27 protein-coding genes and 1 tRNA gene are annotated in these 23,094 nt (G+C 56.2%); 22 read left to right on the top strand and 6 right to left on the bottom strand.

What is annotated here, in order from left to right:
- Positions 1 to 3: 3 nt before the first annotated feature.
- From AGA_RS09915 to AGA_RS09905, 3 genes are read left to right on the top strand one after another with little or no spacing between them, the layout of a single operon-like run.
- Entirely contained in the window at positions 4 to 525 is a 522-nt protein-coding gene (locus AGA_RS09915) for a MarR family winged helix-turn-helix transcriptional regulator (RefSeq protein WP_059024173.1), read from the top strand.
- 1 nt (position 526) lies between these two features.
- Entirely contained in the window at positions 527 to 1,249 is a 723-nt protein-coding gene (locus AGA_RS09910) for a response regulator (protein ID WP_059024172.1), read from the top strand.
- Positions 1,250 to 1,252: 3 nt separating this feature from the next.
- On the top strand, positions 1,253 to 2,638 hold the full coding sequence (locus AGA_RS09905) for an ATP-binding protein (protein ID WP_059024171.1): 1,386 nt from the start codon (positions 1,253 to 1,255) through the stop codon (positions 2,636 to 2,638).
- Positions 2,639 to 2,666: 28 nt separating this feature from the next.
- Here AGA_RS09905 and AGA_RS09900 read toward each other — a convergent pair whose 3' ends face one another.
- Positions 2,667 to 3,227, bottom strand: a complete 561-nt coding sequence (locus AGA_RS09900; RefSeq protein ID WP_083503615.1) for an outer membrane protein assembly factor BamE — start codon at positions 3,225 to 3,227, stop codon at positions 2,667 to 2,669.
- A 254-nt stretch (positions 3,228 to 3,481) separates the two neighbouring features.
- Between AGA_RS09900 and AGA_RS09895 the strand changes: the two genes are divergently transcribed.
- The 7 genes from AGA_RS09895 to AGA_RS09865 all read left to right on the top strand — a co-directional run bounded on the left by AGA_RS09895 (position 3,482) and on the right by AGA_RS09865 (position 7,763).
- Positions 3,482 to 4,036 carry a DUF177 domain-containing protein gene (locus AGA_RS09895; protein ID WP_059024170.1) on the top strand — a complete coding sequence of 185 codons (555 nt, stop codon included), beginning with the start codon at positions 3,482 to 3,484 and terminating at the stop codon, positions 4,034 to 4,036.
- Between the two features lie 171 nt (positions 4,037 to 4,207).
- Positions 4,208 to 4,411: a 50S ribosomal protein L32 gene (gene rpmF, locus AGA_RS09890; protein ID WP_059024168.1), complete on the top strand. Its 204-nt coding sequence runs from the start codon at positions 4,208 to 4,210 to the stop codon at positions 4,409 to 4,411.
- Positions 4,412 to 4,496: 85 nt separating this feature from the next.
- Positions 4,497 to 5,603, top strand: coding sequence for a phosphate acyltransferase PlsX (gene plsX, locus AGA_RS09885; RefSeq protein ID WP_059024166.1), 1,107 nt, complete (start codon positions 4,497 to 4,499; stop codon positions 5,601 to 5,603).
- Positions 5,604 to 5,675: 72 nt separating this feature from the next.
- A complete protein-coding gene (locus tag AGA_RS09880; RefSeq protein WP_059024811.1) occupies positions 5,676 to 6,641 on the top strand; it encodes a beta-ketoacyl-ACP synthase III in 966 nt (321 codons plus the stop codon).
- Positions 6,642 to 6,678: 37 nt separating this feature from the next.
- Positions 6,679 to 7,032, top strand: a complete 354-nt coding sequence (locus AGA_RS09875) for an integration host factor subunit alpha (protein WP_264811541.1) — start codon at positions 6,679 to 6,681, stop codon at positions 7,030 to 7,032.
- Complete coding sequence (locus AGA_RS13485) at positions 7,022 to 7,612, top strand: MerR family transcriptional regulator (RefSeq protein WP_083503614.1); 591 nt, start codon at positions 7,022 to 7,024, stop codon at positions 7,610 to 7,612. Before AGA_RS09875 ends, AGA_RS13485 begins: the two co-directional genes overlap by 11 nt.
- 77 nt (positions 7,613 to 7,689) lie before the next feature.
- Positions 7,690 to 7,763 (top strand) — tRNA-Pro (locus AGA_RS09865).
- Positions 7,764 to 7,825: 62 nt separating this feature from the next.
- On the opposite strand, the gene AGA_RS09860 is transcribed toward AGA_RS09865, so the two are convergent.
- On the bottom strand, positions 7,826 to 8,944 hold the full coding sequence (locus tag AGA_RS09860) for an AI-2E family transporter (protein WP_059024164.1): 1,119 nt from the start codon (positions 8,942 to 8,944) through the stop codon (positions 7,826 to 7,828).
- A 208-nt stretch (positions 8,945 to 9,152) separates the two neighbouring features.
- On the opposite strand from AGA_RS09860, the gene murJ reads away from it, so the two are divergent.
- Both murJ and AGA_RS09850 read left to right on the top strand, forming a co-directional pair.
- Positions 9,153 to 10,703, top strand: coding sequence for a murein biosynthesis integral membrane protein MurJ (murJ, locus tag AGA_RS09855; RefSeq protein WP_059024162.1), 1,551 nt, complete (start codon positions 9,153 to 9,155; stop codon positions 10,701 to 10,703).
- A gap of 10 nt (positions 10,704 to 10,713) precedes the next feature.
- Entirely contained in the window at positions 10,714 to 11,991 is a 1,278-nt protein-coding gene (locus AGA_RS09850) for a UdgX family uracil-DNA binding protein (protein ID WP_059024160.1), read from the top strand.
- A 7-nt stretch (positions 11,992 to 11,998) separates the two neighbouring features.
- Here the strand turns inward: AGA_RS09850 and AGA_RS09845 are convergent, their stop codons facing one another.
- The 4 genes from AGA_RS09845 to trxB form a co-directional block, all read right to left on the bottom strand.
- The gene (locus AGA_RS09845) at positions 11,999 to 12,289 is read right to left on the bottom strand and encodes an integration host factor subunit beta (RefSeq protein WP_059024158.1); all 291 of its coding nucleotides are present in this window, start codon (positions 12,287 to 12,289) and stop codon (positions 11,999 to 12,001) included.
- A gap of 154 nt (positions 12,290 to 12,443) precedes the next feature.
- Positions 12,444 to 12,908 (bottom strand): MucR family transcriptional regulator, encoded by a 465-nt coding sequence (locus AGA_RS09840; protein ID WP_059024156.1) that lies wholly within the window; start codon positions 12,906 to 12,908, stop codon positions 12,444 to 12,446.
- Between the two features lie 487 nt (positions 12,909 to 13,395).
- Positions 13,396 to 14,277, bottom strand: coding sequence for a LysR family transcriptional regulator (locus AGA_RS09830; protein WP_059024153.1), 882 nt, complete (start codon positions 14,275 to 14,277; stop codon positions 13,396 to 13,398).
- Positions 14,278 to 14,380: 103 nt separating this feature from the next.
- The gene (gene trxB, locus AGA_RS09825) at positions 14,381 to 15,334 is read right to left on the bottom strand and encodes a thioredoxin-disulfide reductase (RefSeq protein WP_059024151.1); all 954 of its coding nucleotides are present in this window, start codon (positions 15,332 to 15,334) and stop codon (positions 14,381 to 14,383) included.
- A gap of 133 nt (positions 15,335 to 15,467) precedes the next feature.
- Here trxB and AGA_RS09820 point away from each other — a divergent pair, with 133 nt between their 5' ends.
- The 10 genes from AGA_RS09820 to AGA_RS13855 all read left to right on the top strand — a co-directional run bounded on the left by AGA_RS09820 (position 15,468) and on the right by AGA_RS13855 (position 23,055).
- Complete coding sequence (locus tag AGA_RS09820) at positions 15,468 to 16,025, top strand: Lrp/AsnC family transcriptional regulator (RefSeq protein ID WP_083503613.1); 558 nt, start codon at positions 15,468 to 15,470, stop codon at positions 16,023 to 16,025.
- The gene (locus AGA_RS09815) at positions 16,025 to 17,149 is read left to right on the top strand and encodes a glycosyltransferase (protein ID WP_059024147.1); all 1,125 of its coding nucleotides are present in this window, start codon (positions 16,025 to 16,027) and stop codon (positions 17,147 to 17,149) included. Before AGA_RS09820 ends, AGA_RS09815 begins: the two co-directional genes overlap by 1 nt.
- A complete protein-coding gene (locus AGA_RS14180; RefSeq protein ID WP_231945781.1) occupies positions 17,104 to 18,012 on the top strand; it encodes a glycosyltransferase family 39 protein in 909 nt (302 codons plus the stop codon). Before AGA_RS09815 ends, AGA_RS14180 begins: the two co-directional genes overlap by 46 nt.
- Positions 18,009 to 18,485 (top strand): hypothetical protein, encoded by a 477-nt coding sequence (locus AGA_RS14175; RefSeq protein WP_231945780.1) that lies wholly within the window; start codon positions 18,009 to 18,011, stop codon positions 18,483 to 18,485. The genes AGA_RS14180 and AGA_RS14175 overlap by 4 nt, the downstream gene beginning before the upstream one ends.
- Complete coding sequence (locus tag AGA_RS14170; protein ID WP_231945779.1) at positions 18,479 to 18,619, top strand: hypothetical protein; 141 nt, start codon at positions 18,479 to 18,481, stop codon at positions 18,617 to 18,619. Before AGA_RS14175 ends, AGA_RS14170 begins: the two co-directional genes overlap by 7 nt.
- Positions 18,620 to 18,699: 80 nt before the next feature.
- Positions 18,700 to 19,695 carry a glutathione synthase gene (gene gshB / locus AGA_RS09805; RefSeq protein ID WP_059024146.1) on the top strand — a complete coding sequence of 332 codons (996 nt, stop codon included), beginning with the start codon at positions 18,700 to 18,702 and terminating at the stop codon, positions 19,693 to 19,695.
- 144 nt (positions 19,696 to 19,839) lie between these two features.
- Positions 19,840 to 20,538, top strand: coding sequence for a class I SAM-dependent methyltransferase (locus AGA_RS09800; protein WP_059024810.1), 699 nt, complete (start codon positions 19,840 to 19,842; stop codon positions 20,536 to 20,538).
- 153 nt (positions 20,539 to 20,691) lie between these two features.
- The gene (locus tag AGA_RS09795; RefSeq protein WP_059024144.1) at positions 20,692 to 21,960 is read left to right on the top strand and encodes a heme-copper oxidase family protein; all 1,269 of its coding nucleotides are present in this window, start codon (positions 20,692 to 20,694) and stop codon (positions 21,958 to 21,960) included.
- The gene (locus AGA_RS09790) at positions 21,957 to 22,916 is read left to right on the top strand and encodes a heme o synthase (RefSeq protein ID WP_059024143.1); all 960 of its coding nucleotides are present in this window, start codon (positions 21,957 to 21,959) and stop codon (positions 22,914 to 22,916) included. The genes AGA_RS09795 and AGA_RS09790 overlap by 4 nt, the downstream gene beginning before the upstream one ends.
- A gap of 1 nt (position 22,917) precedes the next feature.
- A complete protein-coding gene (locus tag AGA_RS13855) occupies positions 22,918 to 23,055 on the top strand; it encodes a hypothetical protein (RefSeq protein WP_172793736.1) in 138 nt (45 codons plus the stop codon).
- Positions 23,056 to 23,094: the final 39 nt, after the last annotated feature.

The raw sequence follows: 23,094 nt of genomic DNA, 5'->3' as shown, positions 1-23,094 counted from the left end.
CCGATGGTGATGCCGCCGTCCCCTCATGAACGTGCGGGGTCTGACCTGCTGTTCCTGCGTGAGGAGAGTCTGAGACTGGCGCAGACGCTCATGTTTCTGGCTGCGCGGGACATGGCGGAGGCTGTAGCACCCGTGTTGGAGGAGGATGGTCTGGGGCGTGCGCATTACCGGGTTTTGCAGGTGCTGGCGTTTAGCCCCGGTATTCCGGTTAGCCGCTTGCAGGATATTCTGGGTGTGACCAAGCAGAGTTTGGGGCGCACGTTGCAGGAACTGGATGCACGCGCATATCTGGAAAGCAGGGTTGGCCGGCAGGATAGAAGGCAAAAACTGCTGTTTTTAAGCCCCACGGGCAAGGCGGCGGAAGCTCGCCTGTTTGCTGTAATTCGGCAAAGGCTGGTTGCCGCCTACCGGGAGGCCGGTGGCCCTGCGGTAGAGGGGTTCAGGCGGGTTATAAGCGGGATGCTGTCCGAGCACAGTCGTGCTTTGCTGACGGAAGAGAGCGCAGGGCGCAGGGAAGGGCGGTAACATGTCTGAGCAGATGACAGGCACGGAAACTGAGGTGGCATCGCATGTTATGGTGGTGGATGATGACCCACGCCTGCGGCGTCTGCTGCAACGTTATCTGTTTGAGCACGGGTTCCGGGTCAGCGTTGCTGCCAATGCGGCCGAAGCGCGCCATACGCTGGAAGGTATTCAGCCCGACGCCCTTGTGTTGGATGTTACCATGCCGGGTGAGAACGGGTTGGAGCTAACCCGTGCGCTGCGCGATGCGGGCCAAGACCTGCCCATTCTGCTCCTGACCGCACGGGGCGAGCCGGAGGACCGCATTACTGGGCTGGAAGCTGGCGCGGATGACTATCTGGGCAAGCCGTTTGAGCCCAAGGAACTGCTGTTGCGGCTCAAGGCCCACCTCAGGCGGCATCAGCCCCCACCCCCAACGGACAACCTGCGCATTGTCCGCTTGGGTGACAAGGAATTTGACCCCGTCAGGCTCCTCCTTACCGGCCCTGATGGGAATATCCATCTGACCGGGGGGGAGGCAGCCCTGCTGTCCGTTCTGGCACGCAAACCGAATGAGACATTCACGCGTGAGGATATTGCCAAGGCGATGGATATGACCGAAATAGGCGAGCGTGCGGTGGATGTGCAGGTGACCCGCCTGCGCCGTTGCATAGAGCCGGACCCGCGTGAGCCGCGCTTTTTGCATACGGTGCGTGGGCGTGGATACGTGTTGAAGCCGGGCCTGTAGCGGATGACCGACCGGAAGAGTTTTCGTCGTTTTTTGCGTGGGCGGTGGAGTGCATTCCGGATGGAAAAAGCCATCAGGCGTGTGCTGCCGCGCTCCCTTCTGGGACGCTCATTGCTGATTGTGCTTTTCCCTTTGCTGATTACGCAGGGAATCGCGCTTGAGTTGTATTACGGCAATTTTCTCAAAGTCGTATCCCGGCGGCTTACCGGCTCGGTTACGGCGGAAATTGTTTTGTCCCTCAACGCGTTGGAGCGGCTTAAAAACCCGGCGGATAAGGAGTGGTTTGTTGCGCAGGCGCGTGAGCAGCTTCAGCTTATAGAAATCTGGCGACCGGGTGAAAAATTGTCCCGCGTGGGGTCCACCCATGTGCTGGGGCCCATGGATGATGACCTTGTACATGCCCTGCGGGAGGCTATTAGCTACCCGTTTTTTATTAGCTGGCGGCATTTCCATCGCACCGTGCGGATCTACATTCAGTTGCCCGATGGTGTGCTGGAGATAGATACGCCCAGAAAACGGCTGGATATGGGGCAGATATGGCTGTTTGTGGCGTGGGCTGTTGGCAGTTCGTTACTGCTGTTCATTATTGCCGGGCTGTTCATGCGCAATCAGGTGCGAGCCATCCGCCAACTGGCGCTGGCGGCGGAGCAGTTTGGTATGGGGCGGGATATTGGCCCTATACGCCCTGCAGGCGCGCAGGAGGTGCGTAAGGCAGCTGTGGCCTTTAACCGAATGCAGGACAGGATAAGCCGCTTTGTTGCACAGCGTACGGGCGTTCTGGCCGGTGTCTCGCACGATCTGCGGACCCCATTGACCCGCCTGCGGCTTTCTCTGGCCATGATGCCGCGGGAAGGCACCATCTGTGCCAAGGATATGACCGAGGATCTGGACGAGATGATCGGTGACATTGCAGAAATGGAACAGATGATCGACAGCTATCTTTCCTTCGCTCGGGGGGAAGGTTCAGAGAGCGTTCAGCAGGTTGCCATGCAGCCTTTCTTGGAGGACGTGGTGGCAGCAGCCCGGCGTGCCAATGTGCATGTTCGCGCGTTGGTCGTGGAGCCGGGTTTACACGCCCATATGCGCCCGGACGCCATGCGACGGACCCTGAGTAACCTGTTTGATAATGCCCGCAGGCATGGTGCCAGCGTGGTGCTGACGGCGCGGGGTGTTGCCGGCGGGGTGTGCATTCTGGTGGATGATGATGGTCCGGGCATTCCGCCAGACCGCAGGGCGCAGGTCCTACGCGCCTTTGAAAGCGGGCATGGCGGGGGCACAGGTCTGGGCCTGACCATTGCGCGGGACATCGTGCGCGCCCACGGTGGGGAAATGGAATTACAGAATGCCCCAGAAGGCGGTCTGCGTGTAAGGCTATATCTGCCGCACTAGGCGTCAGATAATTCCAACCCGGATTTGGTTACAGAGAGTTGCCCGACCCGAAGTGGCCCGGACCGGAACTGTTGTTAAACATCCCGCCCTGTCCACCTGCCGCACCAGAACCCATCATGTTCTGCATGGGGTTATAACGCCCCACGTTCCCCAGAATTTGTTGAAGAGCGTTGATCTTAGTGCCCGGTGTTGGCGTAATTTCGTTGATCATGGCAACGCGCAGGGCATCCTTGCGGTTGAGCGTGCGCATGCTTTCAAGCGTTCCGGCGTTGTTGAACTTGAGCACAACAAGGTCCTGCTTGATGATGCCGGGAAAATCCATGGGCACCAGATGGGTGGTCATGGAGATATAAATCCAGATGTTATCGTCAAATGCCCCTTTGGTGGTGGGGGAACCCATCAGGTCAATGGCATCTGCCCGGGTGCTGGAGCCGGGAACAAGCTGGCTGTATTCCTCGGGTTCAAGCAGGGAACCTCTGGGTGTGGGCGTGGGACCAAAAACCTGGCAGCCAGACAGCACAAGAACTGTGGCAAGTGCCCCACAGGCACTTTTGAGGCGCATCATCTTGCTCTGGCGTGGCGGCGTCATCTGGTCAGGGTGTCCCAAACGTAAGATTGTGATCCATGATCGTCATCCAACTGGCAACGGCCATTTCTGTCGGATGCCCCAACACTCGCGGGGCGTCAATTGCTGAATGGCAAAAAGAACAAGCTTTATGCACCTGTAGTGTTGTCCTTACTCCATAAAGCCCGGCTTGTGTGGTAGATTGTCCCTGTGGTGGCCAAGGCTTTGTTCCAGGTCCATCCCGCTTGCTTGTTTTAGCGTCATTTCAGGAGAGTTCCATGACCGAAAAGCCAGAATTTTCTCGCCCTCTGGCCGTGCGCCGAATCGGAACACTGGGAACGGATATGACGGTGGAAGCCACCCCGGATGAATGTAAGAAGGTCGCTCGGCGGCTTGGCCTGCAAGATGTGGCCATGCTGCGCTGCCGTTATCGTCTGAAAGATGACGGCCGAGGTGTTGTAACGGCCGAGGGGGCGTTGGCGGCACGCTTTACGCAGACCTGCGTTGTAAGCATGGAAGAGTTCGAAGACGTTATGGCGGGGTCTTTTGTTGTCCGCTTTGTGCCGGCCGCACAGTTTGTTGAGGCCGAGGTCCCCGATATGGACGCGATAGATGAAATTCCGTATGAGGGGCAGAACGTTGATCTGGGCGAGGCTGTGGTTGAACAGTTTGCTCTGGATCTGGAGCCGTATCCCCATGCGCCTGATGTTGCTCTCCCTCCCGGCCTGATCATGGATGAGGAAGAGGTCGAGCAGTTGGGTCTTGAGGAAGGGGGCGAGAAAAAAGCCAGTCCCTTTGCCGGTCTGGCACGCTGGCGGGGTGGGCGTGCGTAGTCGCATATCGCCCATCTGCTGGGTTTTCTTTTAGGATTGCTTGCGAAAACGCTTGCTGTCTGCTAGAGGCCGCGGCTCAGTGCTGGTGTTAAACCTGTTATGTCGTCTGGGTGCGTTAACGCGTGACCAGGCGTGTTGTTCTAACCATTTTTATGAGAAGGGGCTGGGCTTATGGCTGTACCCAAAAAGAAAACCTCGCCTTCACGTCGTGGCATGCGTCGCAGCCATGAAGCTCTGCGCGCAGAAGCTCATGCTGAATGCTCCAACTGTGGCGAACTGAAGCGTCCTCACAATGTTTGCAGTCATTGTGGTCATTATGACGGTCGTGAAGTGATTGCCGCAGGCAAGGCACTCAAGGTCGCCATTCGCGCCTGATTTTTCAGGCGCGAAAGCGCGTGTTGCATCCGTAACACGCGGGATAATGGGGGTAAGGCATCTGCGGCATGGCAGAGAAGCAGGCATGAGCAAGACCGAGATTCCAGAAAGTTTTCCTTCTGATCCTAACGAGGTGTTCAACCTTGCCGTGGACGGGATGGGGGGCGATGGGGCTCCAGAAGTGGTTGTTGCCGGGCTTGCCGTTGCCGCCGAACGGCACCGGAATATCAAGGTGCTTCTGATCGGGGATGAAGCGCGCCTGCTACCTTTGCTGGCGAAGTATCCCAAGGCTGCGTCCATATGCACGGTTTGGCATACGGATGTGTCCATCTCCATGGACATGAAGCCGACATCCGCATTGCGGATGCGTCAGTCCTCCATGCGGCTTGCCATGGACGCCGTGGCTAGCGGACGCGCCCAAGGGGTTGTGTCTGCGGGCAACAGTGGCGCCATGCTGGCTTTAGCCAAGATTGTGGTCAAAACCCTGCCGGGTATTTCCCGTCCGGCCATGGCGGCCATCAGCCCTACAATCAAGGGTGATGTGGTCATGCTGGACTTGGGGGCCAATGTTGCCTGTGACTGGCGCAATCTGGTGGAATTCGCCGTTATGGGCGAAGCCTTTGCCAAGTCCGTGCTTGGCTTGCCTGCACCAACAATTGGCCTGCTCAATATTGGTGCGGAAGAATTAAAAGGGGACGAAAAACTGCGTGTGGCGGCCGAGACGCTGCGCGAGAGTCCTCTTGCTGCCCAGTTCCATGGTTTTGTGGAAGGGCATGATATTACCGCAGGCACCACAGATGTGGTTGTAACCGACGGTTTTACTGGAAATGTTGCTCTGAAAACCGGCGAGGGTGTGCTGAAGATGGCAACCACCCTGTTGCGTCGGGTCTTCCAGCGCGGGATTATTTCCCGGTTGGGGTATCTGCTTGTCCGTCCCGGACTGGAGCGGATGAAGGAGTGGCTGGACCCCCGTCGTTACAATGGCGCAGTTTTTGTGGGCCTGAATGGTGTGGTGGTCAAATCCCATGGCGGCACGGATGCCGAGGGTTTTGCCGCTGCAGTCGATGTGGCCATGGATATGGTCACGCATGGTTTTAACGAAAGCATTCGTGAGCGCCTTTCTCATATGGGGGCGTTGTTGATGCGCCCGCAGGTGGAGGAAGAATGTGAACCAGCCCTCCCGGTTTCCTGAATAAACGGGACGAATGTATTGCGTGCGCAAGGCTGTAAGCAGCCTGTGCTGGCGGATAATGAAAGAACGGTCATGGCGAAACGTTCGCTTCTGGTGGGTTTTGGTGGATTTCTGCCAGAAAGAGTTGTCACGAACGAAGAGCTGGCAACCCGGCTTGAAACATCGGATGACTGGATCAGAACCCGCACCGGCATTACGCGTCGCCACATTGCCGGACCGCATGACACAGCAACAACCATGGGGACCGAGGCCGCACGCAGGGCGCTGGATTACGCTGGCCTGAGTGCGGACGATATTGATGTTGTTCTGGTTGCAACATCCACGCCGGATCAGGCTTTTCCCGCAACGGCGGTGCGTATTCAGGCCGCGTTGGGCATGACCCACGGTTTCGGTTTTGATATTGCCGCAGCCTGTTCGGGTTTTATTTTTGCTCTGGCAACAGCGGATTCTTTTATTCGTTCAGGTCAGGTGCGCCACGCTCTAGTCATTGGTAGCGAAGTTTATTCGCGCATTGTGGACTGGGAAGACAGAGGCACATGCGTTCTGTTCGGTGATGGGGCAGGGGCCGTTGTGCTCTCCGCTTCTGACGAATCCGGCGATCGCGGGATTCTGTCCACGCATCTGCACTCCGATGGCACAACGGGCGATCTGCTGTATGTGGATGGCGCTGTTGGGCAGCCGGACAAAAGTGGGCATTTGAAAATGAGCGGGCGGGATGTGTTCCGCCACGCCGTGGCTAAACTGTCTTCTTCTGTCGATGAGGCGCTGAACGCAGAAGGCCTGACCTACGCGGATGTTGACTGGCTTGTACCGCATCAGGCCAATATTCGTATTATTGAAGGCGTGGCCAAAAAGCTGGCCCTTCCTGCTGAGCGTGTTGTTGTCACGGTTGACCGGCACGCCAACACCTCCGCTGCATCCATTCCGCTTGCTCTTGATGAAGCCGTGCGTGACGGTCGGATTCAGAAGGGTGAACTGGTGCTTATGGAAGCACTTGGGGGCGGTCTGACGTGGGGTTCGGTTCTGGTCCGCCTGTGATCAGTCGATAACAGACAAGTGACATCATTGTGAATGAATTGACGCGCCGCACAGGCGTGTTACCTTTCTGCACATGGAAACTGTCACACGTGCATCTTTGATAGAGCAGATCTATCAGCAGGTAGGGTTGTCTCGTAAAGAGTCGTCTGTGCTCCTAGAAGATGTTCTGGAGACAGTCATGCAGGCGCTCGAACGGGGCGAAAGTGTCAAAATCAGCGGTTTTGGCACGTTCTCAGTCCGTAAAAAGGGGCAACGCTGCGGGCGTAACCCCAAAACAGGGGAGGAAGTGCCGATTCTTCCCCGCTCCGTACTGGTGTTCCGGTCCAGCCAGTTGCTGAGGGCCGAGGTCAACCATGAGGAGACAGAGCCGGGAGTCGAATATGACGATTAATGGCACCTCATCTTCTTATGAATCCGAGCAAAACACGCTTGGCGCCTCTCCCGAAGTTTCGGAGTCGGTTGGATTCGAGAAGGGGCCAGAAGCTTTTCGGACCATTAGTGAAGTCGCAGATGAACTGCATGTTCCCCAACATACCCTACGTTTGTGGGAGACGCAGTTCCATCAGGTGCGCCCTCTGAAAAGAGGGGGAGGCCGCCGCTACTACAGACCCGATGATGTTGTGCTGCTGAGCCAGATTGCAGACCTTCTGTATAAACAGGGCTACACGGTAAAAGGTGTACAGCGCCTGTTGCAGGAAGGAGCCTTGGCCCGTACCGAGCCGTTGGATACGCCGGAAGGTGAAAATGAGGGCGTGACGGTAGCCCAGAGCGAGGTTGCTCCTGTGGAGGACGCGCCTGCTGTGGCAGATTATGAGCAGGTCGAAGCCGTGGTGGCTGAATTGCCAGCTGCAATAGAGGCCGGTTTGGAACAGGCTCTGGTTCAGGTCATGGGGCAGAATGTTCGCTTGCGTGCGGATCTGAGCGATGTGCTGGTTGAACTTGAGGCATTGCGCCGCAAGATTTTGGCCTGATTGTAAAAAAGATAAAAAAAACAGGTGGAGTGGGTTGTGCCCTTCATAGGGGGCTGCTAAACACCACCCACACTTAACGGGCAGTAGCGCAGTCTGGTAGCGCATCAGTCTGGGGGACTGGGGGTCGTGGGTTCGAATCCCGCCTGCCCGATATTTTTTCCAAATAGAAAATGCTAAATAACCCCACCCTTGGGGGGAAGTGCAAAAGTCTTTTCAGACTTCTGCATTGCTTCCGTATGCCCAGCGCCGCCAGATCAGGTTGAGTGCTGCCATGGCGGCTGGCCCAATAAACAGGCCGATTAGCCCCCACATTTCTGCCCCACCCAAAATGCCCAGCAACACCCAAAGGAACGGCAGCTTTGTTGTGCCGCCAATCAGGGTCGGGCGTACAAAATGGTCAGCCACAAAAATGACCGTAGCGCCAATGCAGAATGTAACGATGCCCGCTACGGATGCTCCCGAAATGAGAATAAGGAGCGAGACCAGGCCAATCGCAATCATGGCGCAAAAAGGAATCATGGCGGCTACAGCCGTAATGACCCCAAACAGGGCCGGGTGTGGTGCGTGGGCAAAAAGATAGACAAGCCCCATCAGCACACCTTCACCAATACCAACCAGCACCAGCCCCTGTACGGAGCCGTGGATGGACGCAACAATCTGGCGGGCAATGCTTTCCCCCCTGCGGCCAAAAGCCCGGCAGGAGGCAACGCGGCACTGGCGAATGACGGAAACACCATCCTTGTAAAGAAAAAACAGTGTCAGGATGGAAAAACAGAATAGCGTGCCGCGATGTGCAATCTGGCTACCTAGAGCGCGCGTGACCATAACGCCCTTATTATCCAGCGCTCCTAGCAGGCCGGAAACATCACGCGGGTTGGAGAGGTGTGTTTCCCACAAATGCGCAATGGATGTGGCCCCTAGGGGGAGTTGCCGAATAACGTCCGGCACGGGAACACCAAATTTGCGGGCATGGTCCACCCATTCCAGCGCGCTCTGGGCCTCTCCTATGGCTTCAAGTGTCAGGAGTGTGAGTGGAATAACAAAAAGCAGTGCCATGATGGCCGTAAACAGAAGCGGCAGCAGCGTGCCCCTTGCTGCATGGGGCCACATACGGCAGGCGCGGGAGTAAAGCGGCCATGTGGCTATGGCAAATACACCGCCCCATGCCAGAGCAGGCAGAAAACCCTGTATGGTGTAGAGGGCCACACCCACAATAAAGAGCGCAAGAAGACTGCGTGCCATTTCCTGTCCCCGCTTGGAGCGCTGGCTGGCCTTGATCATGCCGCAGCGTTGGTGAGCAGGCACTAACGAAGATGGAGGCGTAGTGGGCATGCGGGGTGTGTCTTTCCAATGGTCCTGTTGTGTGTAGACCGCTCTATTATGCGTTGAGCACAGCATACTGTGTTGCGTGTGAATAATATAGCGCATGAGGGCGCACACAGTATGCCTGCTCTTTGCTTAGGGGCGGATTTGCCAGTATCTTTTTCTGAATTTATCTCTAGTGTTCCGCTGCTTGCCTGCACATTAAAGCGGATATCCCATGCTCAGAAATTTTCTGACAGTCGGTGGCTGGACCATGCTCAGCCGCATTCTAGGACTCATACGCGACCAGCTTCTTGCAGCCTTTATGGGGGCCGGCCCCTTGCAGGATGCCTATCAGGTGGCGTTTCGTCTTCCTAACATGTTCCGCCGTCTGTTTGGTGAAGGCGCATTTAATGCGGCTTTTGTGCCCATGTTTTCTACCGTCATGGTGCAGGAAGGCCGGGATGAAGCGCGTCTGTTTGCGCGCCGGGCACTGGGCGTTATGCTGGCGTGGCTGGTGTTCCTGTGTGTGCTGGGTGAAATCTTCATGCCGCAGGTGCTGCGGGTGATTGCGCCGGGTTTTTTACAAAGTGGAGATCGTTACGCTCTGGCGGTCAGCCTGAGCCGCATCACATTTCCCTATCTGGTCATGATCTGCGCTGCAGCGTTGCTGGCGGGGGTCTTGAACGGCCTGCATCGGTTTGGGGTGGCCTCCGCAGCTTATCTTGCCTTCAATGTGGTGGGTATTCTGGCCATTGTTGGAGCCTCTCCCTTTTTTCCAAGTGTGGCCTACGCCGCGGCATGGGGTGTTACCGCCTCTGGCGTGGTGCAACTGGGGCTGCTTGCCTGGGCGTGTGAGAAGGCGCAGTTCGGTCTTTGTCCGCTATGGCCCATGTTAACGCCGCGTATTCGTCTTTTGTTGCGCCGTATGGTGCCGGGGCTGATCGGTAGCGGTGTAGGGCAGATCAATCTCACGGTGGACACTATTATCGGGACTTTGCTGCCAGCAGGTAGCGTGTCGCTTATGTATTTTGCAGACCGGATTAACCAGTTGCCACTGGGAGTGCTGGGGGCCGCGGCAGGTACGACGCTTCTGCCTGTATTGACGAAGCATTTAAGTGCGGGAGACGTAGAAGGCGCACATGCCGCTCAGAACCGCTCCATGGAATATGTGATGTTGCTAACCCTGCCTGCCGTTGCGGGGCTGCTTGTTCTGTCCGGCCCGATTATGATTGTGCTGTTCGGGCATGGCTCTTTTAGCGAGCATGATGCGCTGTTATCGGCCCAGTCCTTGCGGGCTTATGCCATGGGGTTACCAGCTTTTATTTTGGTCAAGGTTCTGTCCCCGGCGTTTTTTGCGCGGGGGGACACTCGTACGCCTGTGTATGTTGGTATAGGGGTTCTGGTTCTGAATTTTATTCTGAACCTGCTGTTCATGAAGCCTCTGGCGCATGTTGGGCCGCCTTTGGCCAGTAGCGTGACTGCCTGTGTGAACGTGGCTTTTCTGGTGTTCCTGCTAAAACGGAAAAAGGCTTTGCAACTGCATGGCTCTTCCCTGTCCCGCATGGCGCGGGTGGGCATTGCATCTGTCTTTATGGGGTTGGCGGTATGGGGGCTAGGCTCCGTTGTGGTTCTGCCCGCCATCTTTATTACCCGCGCACTTTGGCTGGCTGGCATGGTCATGGGGGGGGGCATAATTTATGCGGTCTGCCTGCATGTTCTGGGCGTGGTGGATTTGCCGGGTACGGTGGAGCGCCTTCAAGGGCGACTAAGGCGTAAAGCGGGGTAGGGGGCCAATCATGCCTGAGGTTATTCTGGCTCATCAGGTTGATTTTGTAACATGGCGGGACGCAGCCCGGCACTTTGTGCAGGCGAATGTTCCGCCAGAAGCCCTGACATGGCGGGTTGCGGCCACGGAGCAGGAGCAGCCTTGGTCCGCAATACAGCAGGAAGGCCAGTCAGCGGATCAGCCTGTTTTGAATCTTTCCCGTCGCTTTGTCGGTATATTGGGGCAGGCGTTGCAGGCAAGTGATCCAGAGCGGTTTACGCTGATGTACCGCATCGTCTATCGTCTGGCGCGCAAAGAGCTGGCTCTGACCGATGGACATGACTCTGATTTGCAGCAACTCAGGCAGCTTGTGACTGCCGTTAGAGCAGATACCCTCAAGTTTCGCATAGCATTCTCGGCTTTTAGTGCTCAGATAACAAATGCGTTACTACCTTATACTCCCGCTCATTATATTCTTGAGGCCAATTCCAGCTACTGTTCGCGGCGTAACGCGCGGCCGTGGCAGGTTGTGACTCCTTACAGGCGGATGGAATGGACTGGTAACGGTATAAGATTTGCGGCCGGAACAGAGACTATTCCCGATCCCGCATTAGTTGCGTGGCAGGCAGATGGTAGTGGCGTATGGCGTGGTTACGCATTAAGCGTTCTGCCACCCCAACTTAAGGATGTAGAAGCGGCACAGTCACTTGCAGAGCTTGGGGCCGAGGCCATGGATTGTCGCGCTTGTGCTTTGTGGCAACCAGCATCCCGCACGGTTTTTGGTGAGGGGGCGGAGCACGCTCCAATTATGCTGGTTGGGGAACAGCCCGGAGATCAGGAAGATCAGCAGGGACGTCCTTTTGTCGGGCCAGCAGGGCAGGTCTTGGATGACGCCTTGCGTGATGCCGGAATACAGCGTGAGCAGGTTTACGTGACCAATGCGGTCAAGCATTTTCATTTTAAATGGACTGGCAGCCGTCGCCTGCATCAGAAACCCGAGGCCGAGCATATAGCCGCCTGTCGCATATGGTTGAATGCGGAGCGTCGGCTGGTTCGGCCTGCTCTGGTGGTGATGTTAGGGGGCACGGCGGCTCAGAGTATTTTGCAAAAGCCGGTTACAATTTCTCGCACCCGCTCCCGTCTTTTCCCTCTGGAGGAACAAACGCAGGGGTTGGTAACGGTGCATCCGTCTTATTTACTACGGTTGCCAGATGAGGCCAGTAAACAGCGTGAATATGCCCGATTTGTAGAGGATTTGCGGCTGGCAGCTAACTATGCAGCCCAGACCGTAAAGCGTAACGCCGAATAAAAGCGGGTTAAGCCGATTCTGTTTTGTTAAGGCGCTGGTGCAGTTCTTTGCCTGTTTTGAAGAAAGGCACCAGCTTTTTGCTCACTTTGACCTGCTCCCCTGTTTTGGGGTTGCGGCCTAAGCGTGGCTCTCTTTCTTTTACAGAAAAAGCACCAAACCCACGCAACTCAACGCGGTTGCCCGCGGCCAGACTGCTTGTTATGCCGCCAAAAACCGTATTCACCAGCAGCGTTGCCTCTCTAAGCTGCAAGTGTGGGTTTTTTTCTATTAGAATGGCAATAAGTTCTGACCGCGTCATAGAGCCCCCTGCCGATTAGGGTAGAGTAGATGGTCTGACTTAGTCTCTGTGTCAGACAGATGTAAGCATTCCGTTCTCTATGGCAGGTCGTCAAGATAAAAATGCGCAACGGTCTGACACGGAGGTCAGACCGCGATGCACACAGGAATTTATCTTAGGCTGTAGCTGCCTTTTTGCCGCGCTTTGCACGACCGGACGTTTCGTCTTCATCCCCAGCTGCATGGATCTTGCGACCCAGCCCGATTTCACGTGCCAGAGTGGAGCGGCGTTCCGCATAGTTGGGGGCAACCATCGGGTAGTCCGCAGGCAGGTTCCAGCGTTCGCGGTACTGCTCGGGGGACATGCCGTAGGCGCTCTGAAGATGGCGTTTGAGCATCTTCAGTTTTTTACCGTCTTCCAGGCAGACGATATAGTCCGGGAATACCGAACGCTTGACGGGAACAGCTGGCTGCAGCTTTTCCGGTTCGCTCTGGGGCTGGTCAGCCGTTTTAAGAGCTTGGAAAACGTCCTTGATCAGTACCGGAATGGCAGCCGGGTCCGTCTGGTTGTTCGAGACGTGTGCAGACACAATCTCGGATACAAGATCTAGGAGAGGCGAATAGTTCTGGATCTCACTCATGACAGGCCTAATTTTAAAATTCAGTGTGAATAATGAGAACCATACTCAATTATTTAATGTTTGTGAACTACCAAATATACAAAAAAACAAAATTGAGGTTGAGAGGTATAAAATGTTAGAAGTCACAGTTGATTTTTTGAGTATTTGGATGAATTCGCATAAATTATCTGTAATATTTTTGGTAATCACACTTGATGATTACACAGATGTTGAAACGGTGGCGTATGCGCGGACCATGTTCTGATTAACATCTTGTATTTTATAAATTGGAATTAATAATACTGTTTTATTGCAATGCAGCATTGATCTGGCATCGGAGACGAAAAGCGTATCAATTAAATATCTGAGGCGTATTTCTATTCCGCAGGAAGAGTTGTGTTCTGGGAATATCAGTCTTGTTTTTATGAAGTATAGTCTGCGAATACATTTAATCCCGGCATGTTCGTTAAAAGGAACAGCCGGGATTAAATGAAAACTCAGTATTAGCTTAACGAATGCCGAGTTCGCTCATCAGGAAGTCCCGGAAGACTGCCACGCGTTTGGAGCTTCGCAGTTCTTCTGGGTAGACAAAGTAAGCATCAACCGTTGGGGTCGTAATTTCTGGCAGGATCTGAATCAGATCCGGGAATTTACTTGCCGCATAAGAGGGAATGGAGCCAATGCCCAGACCCGCTGCTATGGCGGAGGCCATGGCTGCCATGCTGTTAACTTCCAGTCTGGCCGGGCGTGTGTGGCTGCTAACCTGTCCCGCTTCGGTCAGCCAGTTGATGTGGGCAACCGGCGGATGATGTTCCCCAAACAGAACCAGTTGATGGTTCTTGATGTCTTCCAGGCTGGAAGGCATGCCATAGCGTTCAATATAATGGGGGGCTGCAAAAATGGGCAGATTAAAGTCTGCCAGATGCCGCTGGATCAGGTCTGGCTGGCGGGGGGCGTGCATTCGTACGGCCACATCGGCCTCACGCATACCCAAGTCCAGATCGTTATCTTCCAGAATAAGGCAAATATCAATTTCAGGATTGGCTTCCATGAATTTATGGAGTCGTGGCATAAGCCAGCAATTACCAAAACCTGTTGTGGTCGTAACCCGTAGGCGGCCTGCGGCTTTTTCCTTGCTCTCCGTCAGCAAGGTCTGTGTCATCTCCAGTTTGGAGAACACCTCCCGCACTGTTTTATGCAAGGTTTCCCCTTGCTCAGTCAGGATCAATCCACGCGCATGACGGTGGAATAGGGGTACCTGAAGAACATCTTCCAGAGCAGAAATCTGTCTGGATACGGCAGACTGGCTTAGGTTAAGCACATCCCCCGCGTGGGTAAAGGAACCGGCTTCCGCTACGGCATGGAAAACCCGGAGTTTGTCCCAGTCCACGCACGCCTCCTGCTAAATTGACTGAAATTACAAAAGCACAATACCATGCTTTCGAAGCTACTACGTGCAGTAATTACTGCACGTGGTCAAGGTATGGGCAGCTTTACGTTTTGGGCACTTCTGCCAGATACCGCTCCGCATCCAGTGCTGCCATGCAGCCGGTGCCCGCTGCGGTAACCGCCTGACGGTATATTTTATCCTGTACGTCACCAGCTGCAAAAACGCCGGGGACGGATGTGCGGGTCGTTCCGGGAGCGGTTTCAATATACCCTTCGTTGTCGAGCGTAAGCTGGCCTTTGAAGATGCCAGTCGTCGGGGCATGTCCAATGGCAATGAACAGCCCATCGGTTTCGACAGTGGATTCACTCTGGTTCTTGATGTTGCGCAGGCGCACCCCGCAGACCACTTCCGGCGTGCCTGAAGAGAGAATGTCCGCCACCTCGCTATCCCATATGACCGAAATTTTGGGGTGGTTCAGCAGGCGGTCCTGCAGGATTTTTTCGGCGCGCAGGGAGTCGCGGCGGTGGATCAGGGTCACGTGGGATGCGTGGTGTGTAAGATACAGGGCTTCTTCCACCGCTGTGTTGCCGCCGCCGACAACGGCAACCTTTTTGCCACGATAGAAAAAGCCATCGCACGTTGCGCAGGCCGAAACACCCGCACCCTGTAGCCGTTTTTCGTTGGGTAAGCCCAGCCACCGTGCCTGTGCGCCCGTCGCAATAATAACCGCCTTTGCTACATATACGGTGCCGGAATCCCCGGTCAGGCGGAAAGGGGAGCCGGAGGCAAAATCCACGGATGTAATAATGTCGTATTCAATCCGTGTGCCAACATTCTGGGCCTGTTCGGCCATCTGCTCCATCAGCCATGGGCCCTGCACAGCTTTGGCAAAACCGGGGTAGTTTTCCACGTCTGTTGTAATGGTCAGCTGCCCACCCGGTTGCAGGCCAGCGACCAGAACGGGGGAGAGGTTGGCGCGCGCAGCATAAATGGCTGCGGTGTAGCCTGCCGGGCCTGCGCCAATAACGAGCAGGTCAGTCGTGATGGTCTCGGTCATGCCAGAAGAGTTCCCCAAAGCAATGAAGTGCGGACGTTGTTATGCCGCGCAAGCATGGTTCAGAATGGTGTTGAAAAGAGGATATGACGGGTGACTTGGCGTTGAGCAAGTGTTGAAGAGATGAGTTTGCGGCATGGCGGGGAGCGTGGCATATACTCGCCCCTCTTTCAGGGAGTTGCATCTTGCACAGGATAGGTCGGATAAGGTGACGGATCTGGACGCTGTTGATCTTCGTATCGTAGCCGAGTTGCAGGATGACGGTCGCATGACCAATGTCGAACTGGCACGGCGTGTTGGTATTTCCGCTCCTCCATGCCTCAGGCGCGTCCGGCGGCTGGAGGACGAGGGGGTTATCCGTGGCTATCATGCCCAGCCCGATGCCACCGCCCTTGGCTGGCCAATCATCTTTTTTGCGCTCATCGGGCTGGATAGCCAGAAGGAAACGGTGCTTTCCGAGTTTGAGCAGCAACTTGCCGAATGGCCGGAAGTGCGCGAGTGCCACATGATCCGGGGTGGAGGGGACTTTCTTGTCCGCCTGATCGCACGCGATGCCGCGCATGAAAACGCACTGACCCGCCAGTTGACCGAAGCCGCCCATGTTATTCGGGTGCAGACATTGCAGACCATACGGACCAGTCTGGAACGTGAAGGGGTGCCGCTGCCGGTCGTGCGGGAAGGAACGCACGAGTAATGTCCGCACCGGGTGCGCAGGGCAGTGGGGGGACGGCTGGTAGCCCCGCAATCAGTATTATTGTCCCGTGTTACAATGAGGTTGCCAATATAGCGCCGCTTGTCGCCAAGCTGGAAACAGCGCTGGAGGGGCGGCACTGGGAAGTTATTTTTGTTGATGATAACTCCCCCGATGGCACAACCGAGGCCGTGCGCGCGCAGGCAAGGCAGAAGTCCTACGTGCGTGGCATTTGTCGTGTTGGGCGTAGGGGGCTGTCCAGCGCGGTTATTGAGGGCGTTCTCTCATCCTCCGCGCAGGTTGTGGCGGTGATGGATGGCGACCAGCAGCACGATGAAACCCGCTTGGTTGCGCTCATTGATGCTGTGGCTGACGGGGGCTGCGATGTTGCCGTTGGCAGTCGGCATGTGGAAGGCGGCAGCAATGCTGGGCTGGCCAATGCGTGGCGGCATGCCTTGTCCAACGGAGGAATCTGGCTGGCCCAGTGTTTTCTGCCCGTCAAACTCACGGACCCAATGAGCGGCTTTTTTGCAGTGCGGCAGGAAACATTTGCCGCCATTGCGCCGCGCCTGTCAGGCGCTGGGTTTAAAATTTTGCTTGATCTGCTGCTGTCATCGGCAAAACCGTTGAAAGTGCAGGAAATTGCCTGTGGGTTCCGCCCCCGCGTAGCGGGTGAGAGCAAGCTGGACACCTTGGTGATGCTCCAGTTTGTGGCTCTACTGCTGGAAAAATTCTCTCACGGTCTGGTGCCCTTGCGGTTTGTCGCCTTCTGCCTTGTGGGGCTGGCGGGGGTCGGTACCAATTTTGGTGTCATGCATCTGGTTCGGTTTTTTGGGGTGCATTTCTCCGTAGCGCAGGCCGTGGGCACCGTTGTGGCCATGATTGTGAACTTCGTTCTGGATAACAATTTCACCTATCGGGACCGACGTCTGCATGGGCAGCGCTGTGTATGGGGTCTGCTGGTGTTTATGCTGGTCTGCTCCATTGGCGCTCTGGCTAATGTCGGGGTGGCGCATATGATGTACGCGCAGAGTTACCGACTGGATGAAGCCAGTCTGGCGGGGGCCGTGCTGGCCGTGGTGTGGAATTACACCATGTCCTCCACCCTTATCTGGAGGCCAAGGTAGCCTTGGGTAGGCAGGCCAGACTCTGGGTATATTGGGGAGGGGGGCTTGTTGTTCTCACCCTTCTGCGCCTTGTGCTGGCGGCCAGTCTTCCGCTTTCCCCTGATGAGGCTTATTACCGCATATGGGCGCTAGCCCCCGCGAGTGGTTATCTGGACCACCCTCCCATGGTGGCTGTGTGGGTGCGTCTTGGCATGTTCCTTGCGGGCGATACGGCCGAGGGGGTGCGTCTTCTAGGTCCAGTTTCTGCCAGCCTTGGCACACTCTTAATTGCTCACGCTGCATATTGCTGGCTGCAAAAGCAGGGTGATCAGGCTCTGGCCTGTATGGGGGCGCTGCGTGCAGGCGCTCTGCTCAATGGAACATTGGCCATTCAGCTCGGCACTCTGGTCATGACGCCAGATGCGCCGTTGCTGCTGTTTATGGTGCTTCTGCTCTGGGCGCTGGTGCAGGTTTGTGTGTGCCAACGGCCCAGAATGTGGCTGCTTGTGGGGCTGGCGGCCGGGTTGGGGTTCGATAGCAAATATACGGTGCTATTGCCTGTGGCAGGACTTGTGCTGTGGCTGTTCGTCACCAAGCAGGGGCGGGCGTGGCTGCGTACACCCTGGCCTTGGGGGGCGGCTTTTGTGGCCGGTGTGTGTGTTAGCCCTGTTATCTGGTGGAACGCACACCACGCATGGGCCAGCTTCTTCAAACAAGGGGGGCGGGTCGCGGACTGGCATCCAGCGCGTGCAGTGTCCTTTATGGGAGAACTGCTGGGTGGGCAGGTCGGACTGGCCACTCCGTTGGTTTTTGCGTTTTTGCGGGTGGCGTCTGGCTGTTGTGGAAGCGGCGAGATGGCTTTTTCTCGCTTCTGCTGTGCATGATCGCGCTGCCTGTGGGGGTGTTTGTACAGCACGCACTAGGGGCGCGGGTACAGGCTAACTGGCCGGTGGTGCTGTATCCCATTATGGCTCTGGCTGCCGCATGGGTCACATGGCCGTGGTGGAAAACGGCCAGTTTTGTGGGTATTGGGCTCGCGGGTATTGTATGCGTGCAAGCCGCTTTCATGCCGTTCCGTCTTTCTCCACATATGGACATGACGCTAAGGCAATTAGGTGGCTGGCCAGCTTTTGCGCAGTCTGTTGCCGCTGTTGTGCCTAATGATGCCCCTCTGGTGGCGGACGAATATGGCTTGGCGTCGGAACTGGCGTTTTATGCACCAACGCGTTCGGTTCTGGCGGTTGAGCCACGCTGGCAACTGTTTGACCTGCCGCGCCCTCACTGTGGTTTGGACGCCTATCTGGTGCAGAGTCACAGGCGGAAGGGGCTGCCAGATGAACGGTTTTTGAAGTGCTGAACACTTTGCCGGATATGGCCCGTGCACGCAGGGGCGTTGTGGCCGATACCTATGCGCTGTTCCATGTGCGGCTGCGCTGCTCAGCCGAGGGGAGTATGTATGATGCAGCCTACCTTCCCGGTGGTGGGCGGTAAGCATGTCGTTTGCGTGTTGATCTGAAAAAAGGCAGGATAGCGGATAATCGCTCTGTCAGCAGGAACAGGAACCCCCGTTTATGGCTTCTCCACGGCTTGTGGCGGTCCAGATGGACCCACTTGAGCATGTTAATATTGATGGAGATTCAACCTTCGCCCTGATGTTGGAAGCACAGGCGCGGGGCCACAGTCTGTTTGTGTACGAAGTCAGTTCCCTCGCATTGGACGAGGGAACGGTTGAGGCCGGGCAGCCCATGCGGACCGATGTTACAGCCTTGCTGCGCCCCGTAACTGTGCGCCGGGAAAAGGGACGACATGCAACCTTTGGCGAGGCATCACGCCAGTCTTTGCGGGGGATGGATGTGGTGCTTATGCGCCAAGACCCACCTTTTGACATGGCATATATTACTGCCACGCATATGCTCGACCACATTCATGGCACAGGGCCGGATCAGGCTCTGGTGGTTAATGACCCGCGCTGGGTCCGTGATAGCCCGGAAAAGCTGCTGGTTACGCACTTTCCCCAGCTTATGCCGCCTACGCTGGTTACATGGGATGTCGAGCAGATTCGCGCATTCCGGGCTAAGTGGAAAGATATTATTGTCAAACCGCTGTTTGGTAATGGCGGGAGCGGCGTTTTCCGGATCAAGGCAGATGATCAGAACTTGAATGCCCTGCTGGAAATGCACTTTGCCCGCTCGCGCGAACCGCTTATGATCCAGCGGTACGAACCCGCGGTGACCGCAGGCGACAAGCGCGTTATTCTGGTGGATGGAGAGCCGATAGGTGCCATTAACCGTGTGCCATCGGGGGAGGACCACCGCTCTAACATGCATGTGGGCGGCGTTGCGTGCAAAGTGGAGCTGACAGCGCGGGACCGCGAGATTTGTGAAGCGATTGGGCCGTTTCTTAAAGAACACGGCCTGATTTTTGTGGGTATTGATGTTATTGGGCAGTATCTGACGGAAATCAATGTGACGTCACCTACCGGTTTGCAGGAACTGGAACGGTTTGATGGCATTAATGGTGCCGCCAGCATATGGGATTGTATTGAACGTAAGTTGTCTGTCCAATAAGAGCTGTCAGGGCCTGTTGGGCGGCACCATGCCGGAAAAAGTATGCTGCCACACAAGGGCGCTTTTGTGGTGTGTGCTGCAAGCAGGAAGGAAGAGAGTATAGTGGCTCTTGAAGAAATGACCGTCAGCGGGCAGAGAGAGAACATGAGTGACGTTCTCCAAGAATACCCCTCCGGCGGAGGGGAAAGCCCCGTGCCTCCTCCATCGCGCTCTGCGCTTGATGCGGAGGCCGTCAAACAGGCCTATCGACGTTGGGCTAATGTTTATGACGTGGCGTTTGGCGGCATTTCCCGTTTTGGGCGCCTGCGGGCGGTGGACGCCGTTAATGGCCTGCCCGGCAACAATGTGCTGGAGGTTGGCGTCGGCACCGGCCTTGCCCTGCCGCACTATACCAAAAACAAAGCCATTACGGGCATTGACCTTTCAACAGATATGCTGGCCAAGGCGCGTGAACGCGTCAAGCGCGACAATCTGACAAACGTGAACGCTCTGCTGGAAATGGATGCGGAAGACACCACGTTTGAGGATAATTCCTTTGATGTGGCCGTTGCCATGTTCGTGGCATCTGTTGTGCCGCATCCGCGTAAACTGCTGCGTGAGCTCAAACGTGTTGTGCGTCCGGGTGGTTACATTCTGTTTGTAAACCACTTTCTGGCTCCCGGTGGGCTGCGTGGCGCGGTGGAACACGCCATGGCGCGTGCGTCCCACTCCCTCGGCTGGCACCCGGATTTTGCAATGGAATCGCTGCTCCCGCAGGAAGATATTGCACGTGCCTACATCCAGCCAGTTCAGCCATTCGGCCTGTTTACGCTGGTCACGCTGGAAAACCTGCCGGAAAAATAAACACATGTGCGCTCCTGTTTTGGCAGGGGCGCTAGACATGCGTGGCTTGGCGGGTCGTTTCCGTGCAATAAAAACGCTAGAATATGGTCGTTTTTTGTCTAGCAGGTTCAAAGTTCTTCATCACACACCTGCACAGAATATGGAACATGGAGCATGATCTCCGCTCACAGCCGGCGTTACCCACAATCTGCTACAGTTGAGAAAACCCAGAGCCAACGGCAGGATTCCGCCATCGGGACAGCCTATCTGTTGCTTGCCGCTCTGGCTGCCCTGGCGGGCGGTGGTGTTTCCGTGCTGGCGGGCATGGGCGTGTTACCAGCGACTGGCCTTGGGGCACGGTTGGTGCAGGCTCATCCGGCATTGATGCTGCTTTATGTTGTGGTGCCTGCACTGGTGAGTGGTTTTGGCACCCTCTGGTTGCCACGCGCTTTGGGGCGCGAGCACATGTTGCTGGGTCGGCTTAACCTGCTGGCTGTTGCCCTGCTTGCTGTAGCAGCGGTTTTGACCTGCACACTGGCCGATGCCCGGTTCGCAAATATTCTGTGGTCATTGGGCGCACTTATGTCCGCCATGACCGTGCTGACTACGATTTTTGATAGCTGTGCCGACAGTCGGGACCAGACTTCTTTTTCACCTTTTGTGTGGGGGGAAATGCTGTCTGCTGCCGTTCTGTTGCTGACAGTGCCTGTTTTTGCCGCAGCAACCATGCGGACATGGCTGTGGCCAGCAGTTAGCCCTGCCATTGGGGCTGAATATTTTGCTGCACCAGTCGGGTTAATTGTTCTGCTCGCCGGGTTTGGTATTGTGTTTGAAATGGCAGCCCGGATTGGGCAGGTCCAAACCCGCCCAGTGGCTTATATCATGGCGGCAACAGCAGCATCTGGTGTTGTGGCATGGGCCAAAAGTAGTCTGGAGCATGGGGCGGAAAGCCTGAACGCGCAGATGGTTGGCAATACTCTGCTGGGTCTGTGCTCGCTTTCCGCTGTATGCCTCGCCGGTCTGTGGCTTGCTGGCACGTGGCGCGCGCGTGTTTCTCTGCGGACGCCTCTGCTGTGGGGCATGGGTTTTCTGGCTGTAGTGGCCGGTGGCTGGCTCGTTCAGCTTGTTCAGGGTACTGGCCTGCATCCTGCTTTGCAGCTTGGTGCGCTTTATGCCGTGTGTGGTGGTTTTTACCTGTGGCGAGGCGAGGCCTGTGGGTTCTGGTACCCCCAAAAACTTGCGCACCTGCACTTTGCGCTGACGACTGTGGCAACGCTCTGCCTGTTTGTTTCTGGTATGCAGGTGCTGGGTTGCGCCCTGTATGGTGCGGCGGCATTGGTCTTTGTGTTGGCGGCGTTGATTAGTTTCCAGCGTGATATCCCCGTTAGGGTTGGGAATGCGCGGGTGGCAGAAATGCAGGCTGCCGGGAGGACTTCCGTATGAGCGAAGCAAGCCTTTCCGCCCCGCAGGCCAGACGCCCCCGCTTTAAAACGGAGCAGGTTGGCACACAGGCGCGAGACTGGGTGGCACTGCTTAAGCCTCGGGTCATTTCGCTTGTTGTGTTTACGGGTGCTGCGGGCATGTTCATGGCACCGGGGCATATGAACCCGTTTGTAGGCATGGTGACCATATTCTGCATCTGTTTGGCCTCGGGCGCTGCCGGGGCCATTAATATGTGGTACGACCGGGATATAGACGCGGTCATGCAGCGGACCATTACACGGCCCGTGCCTTCTGGTCGTATTCCAGAAAACGAGGCACTGGCCTATGGGGTGGGCTTGGCCTGCCTTTCTGTCTGCCTGATGTGGATTGCCACCAACACGCTGGCTGCCGCCATACTGGCGTTTTCCATTTTCTTTTATTCCGTCATTTACACCATGTGGCTCAAGCGCTCGACGCCGCAGAACATCGTTATCGGTGGTGCGGCAGGGGCCTTCCCCCCCATGATCGGTTGGGCTGCGGCTACAGGCCATATGGCGGTTATGCCGGTCGTCATGTTCGGTATTGTGTTCTTCTGGACGCCACCGCATTTTTGGTCTCTGGCTCTTTATGCCTGCAAGGACTACGGGCGCGCGGGTATTCCCATGCTGCCGGTGGTGCATGGGGTACGGCATACACGCTGGCAGATCTTTATATATACGCTAGTCCTGCTTGCTGTATCTTTGGTGCCATCCTTTGTTGGGGCAAGTGGGTGGATTTATACGGTAACAGCTGTGGTGCTGGGGCTTGGCTTTGTCGCCTGTGCCGTGCGCGTGTTGCTGGAACCGCAGGACGAAAACGGTGTCAGCCGGAATGGGGATAAAGCAGCCCGCATTTCGTTCCGCTTCTCGCTGGCTTACCTTTTCTTCCTGTTCTGTGGCCTTCTGGGCGACCACTTTTATCAGCTATGGATGCACTGATATGACCGCAGCGCCCATAACCCAGACACCCGAACAACTGGAACGGCAGAAGCGCCAGAGCCAGCGTGTACGTGGCATGGTTGCGTTCATGCTGTTTCTGGCAGTCATCATGTTCGGTTTAACGCTGTTCCATCCATAATCCGATGGGTGGATGTTCCAGATAATTTGTCGGGAGCAT

It is taken from the genome of Acetobacter ghanensis, from assembly GCF_001499675.1.
Taxonomy (GTDB): Bacteria; Pseudomonadota; Alphaproteobacteria; order Acetobacterales; family Acetobacteraceae; genus Acetobacter; species Acetobacter ghanensis.
The sequence above is the reverse complement of the archived record's forward strand: the minus strand, read 5'-3'. Positions and strand labels throughout refer to the sequence as shown.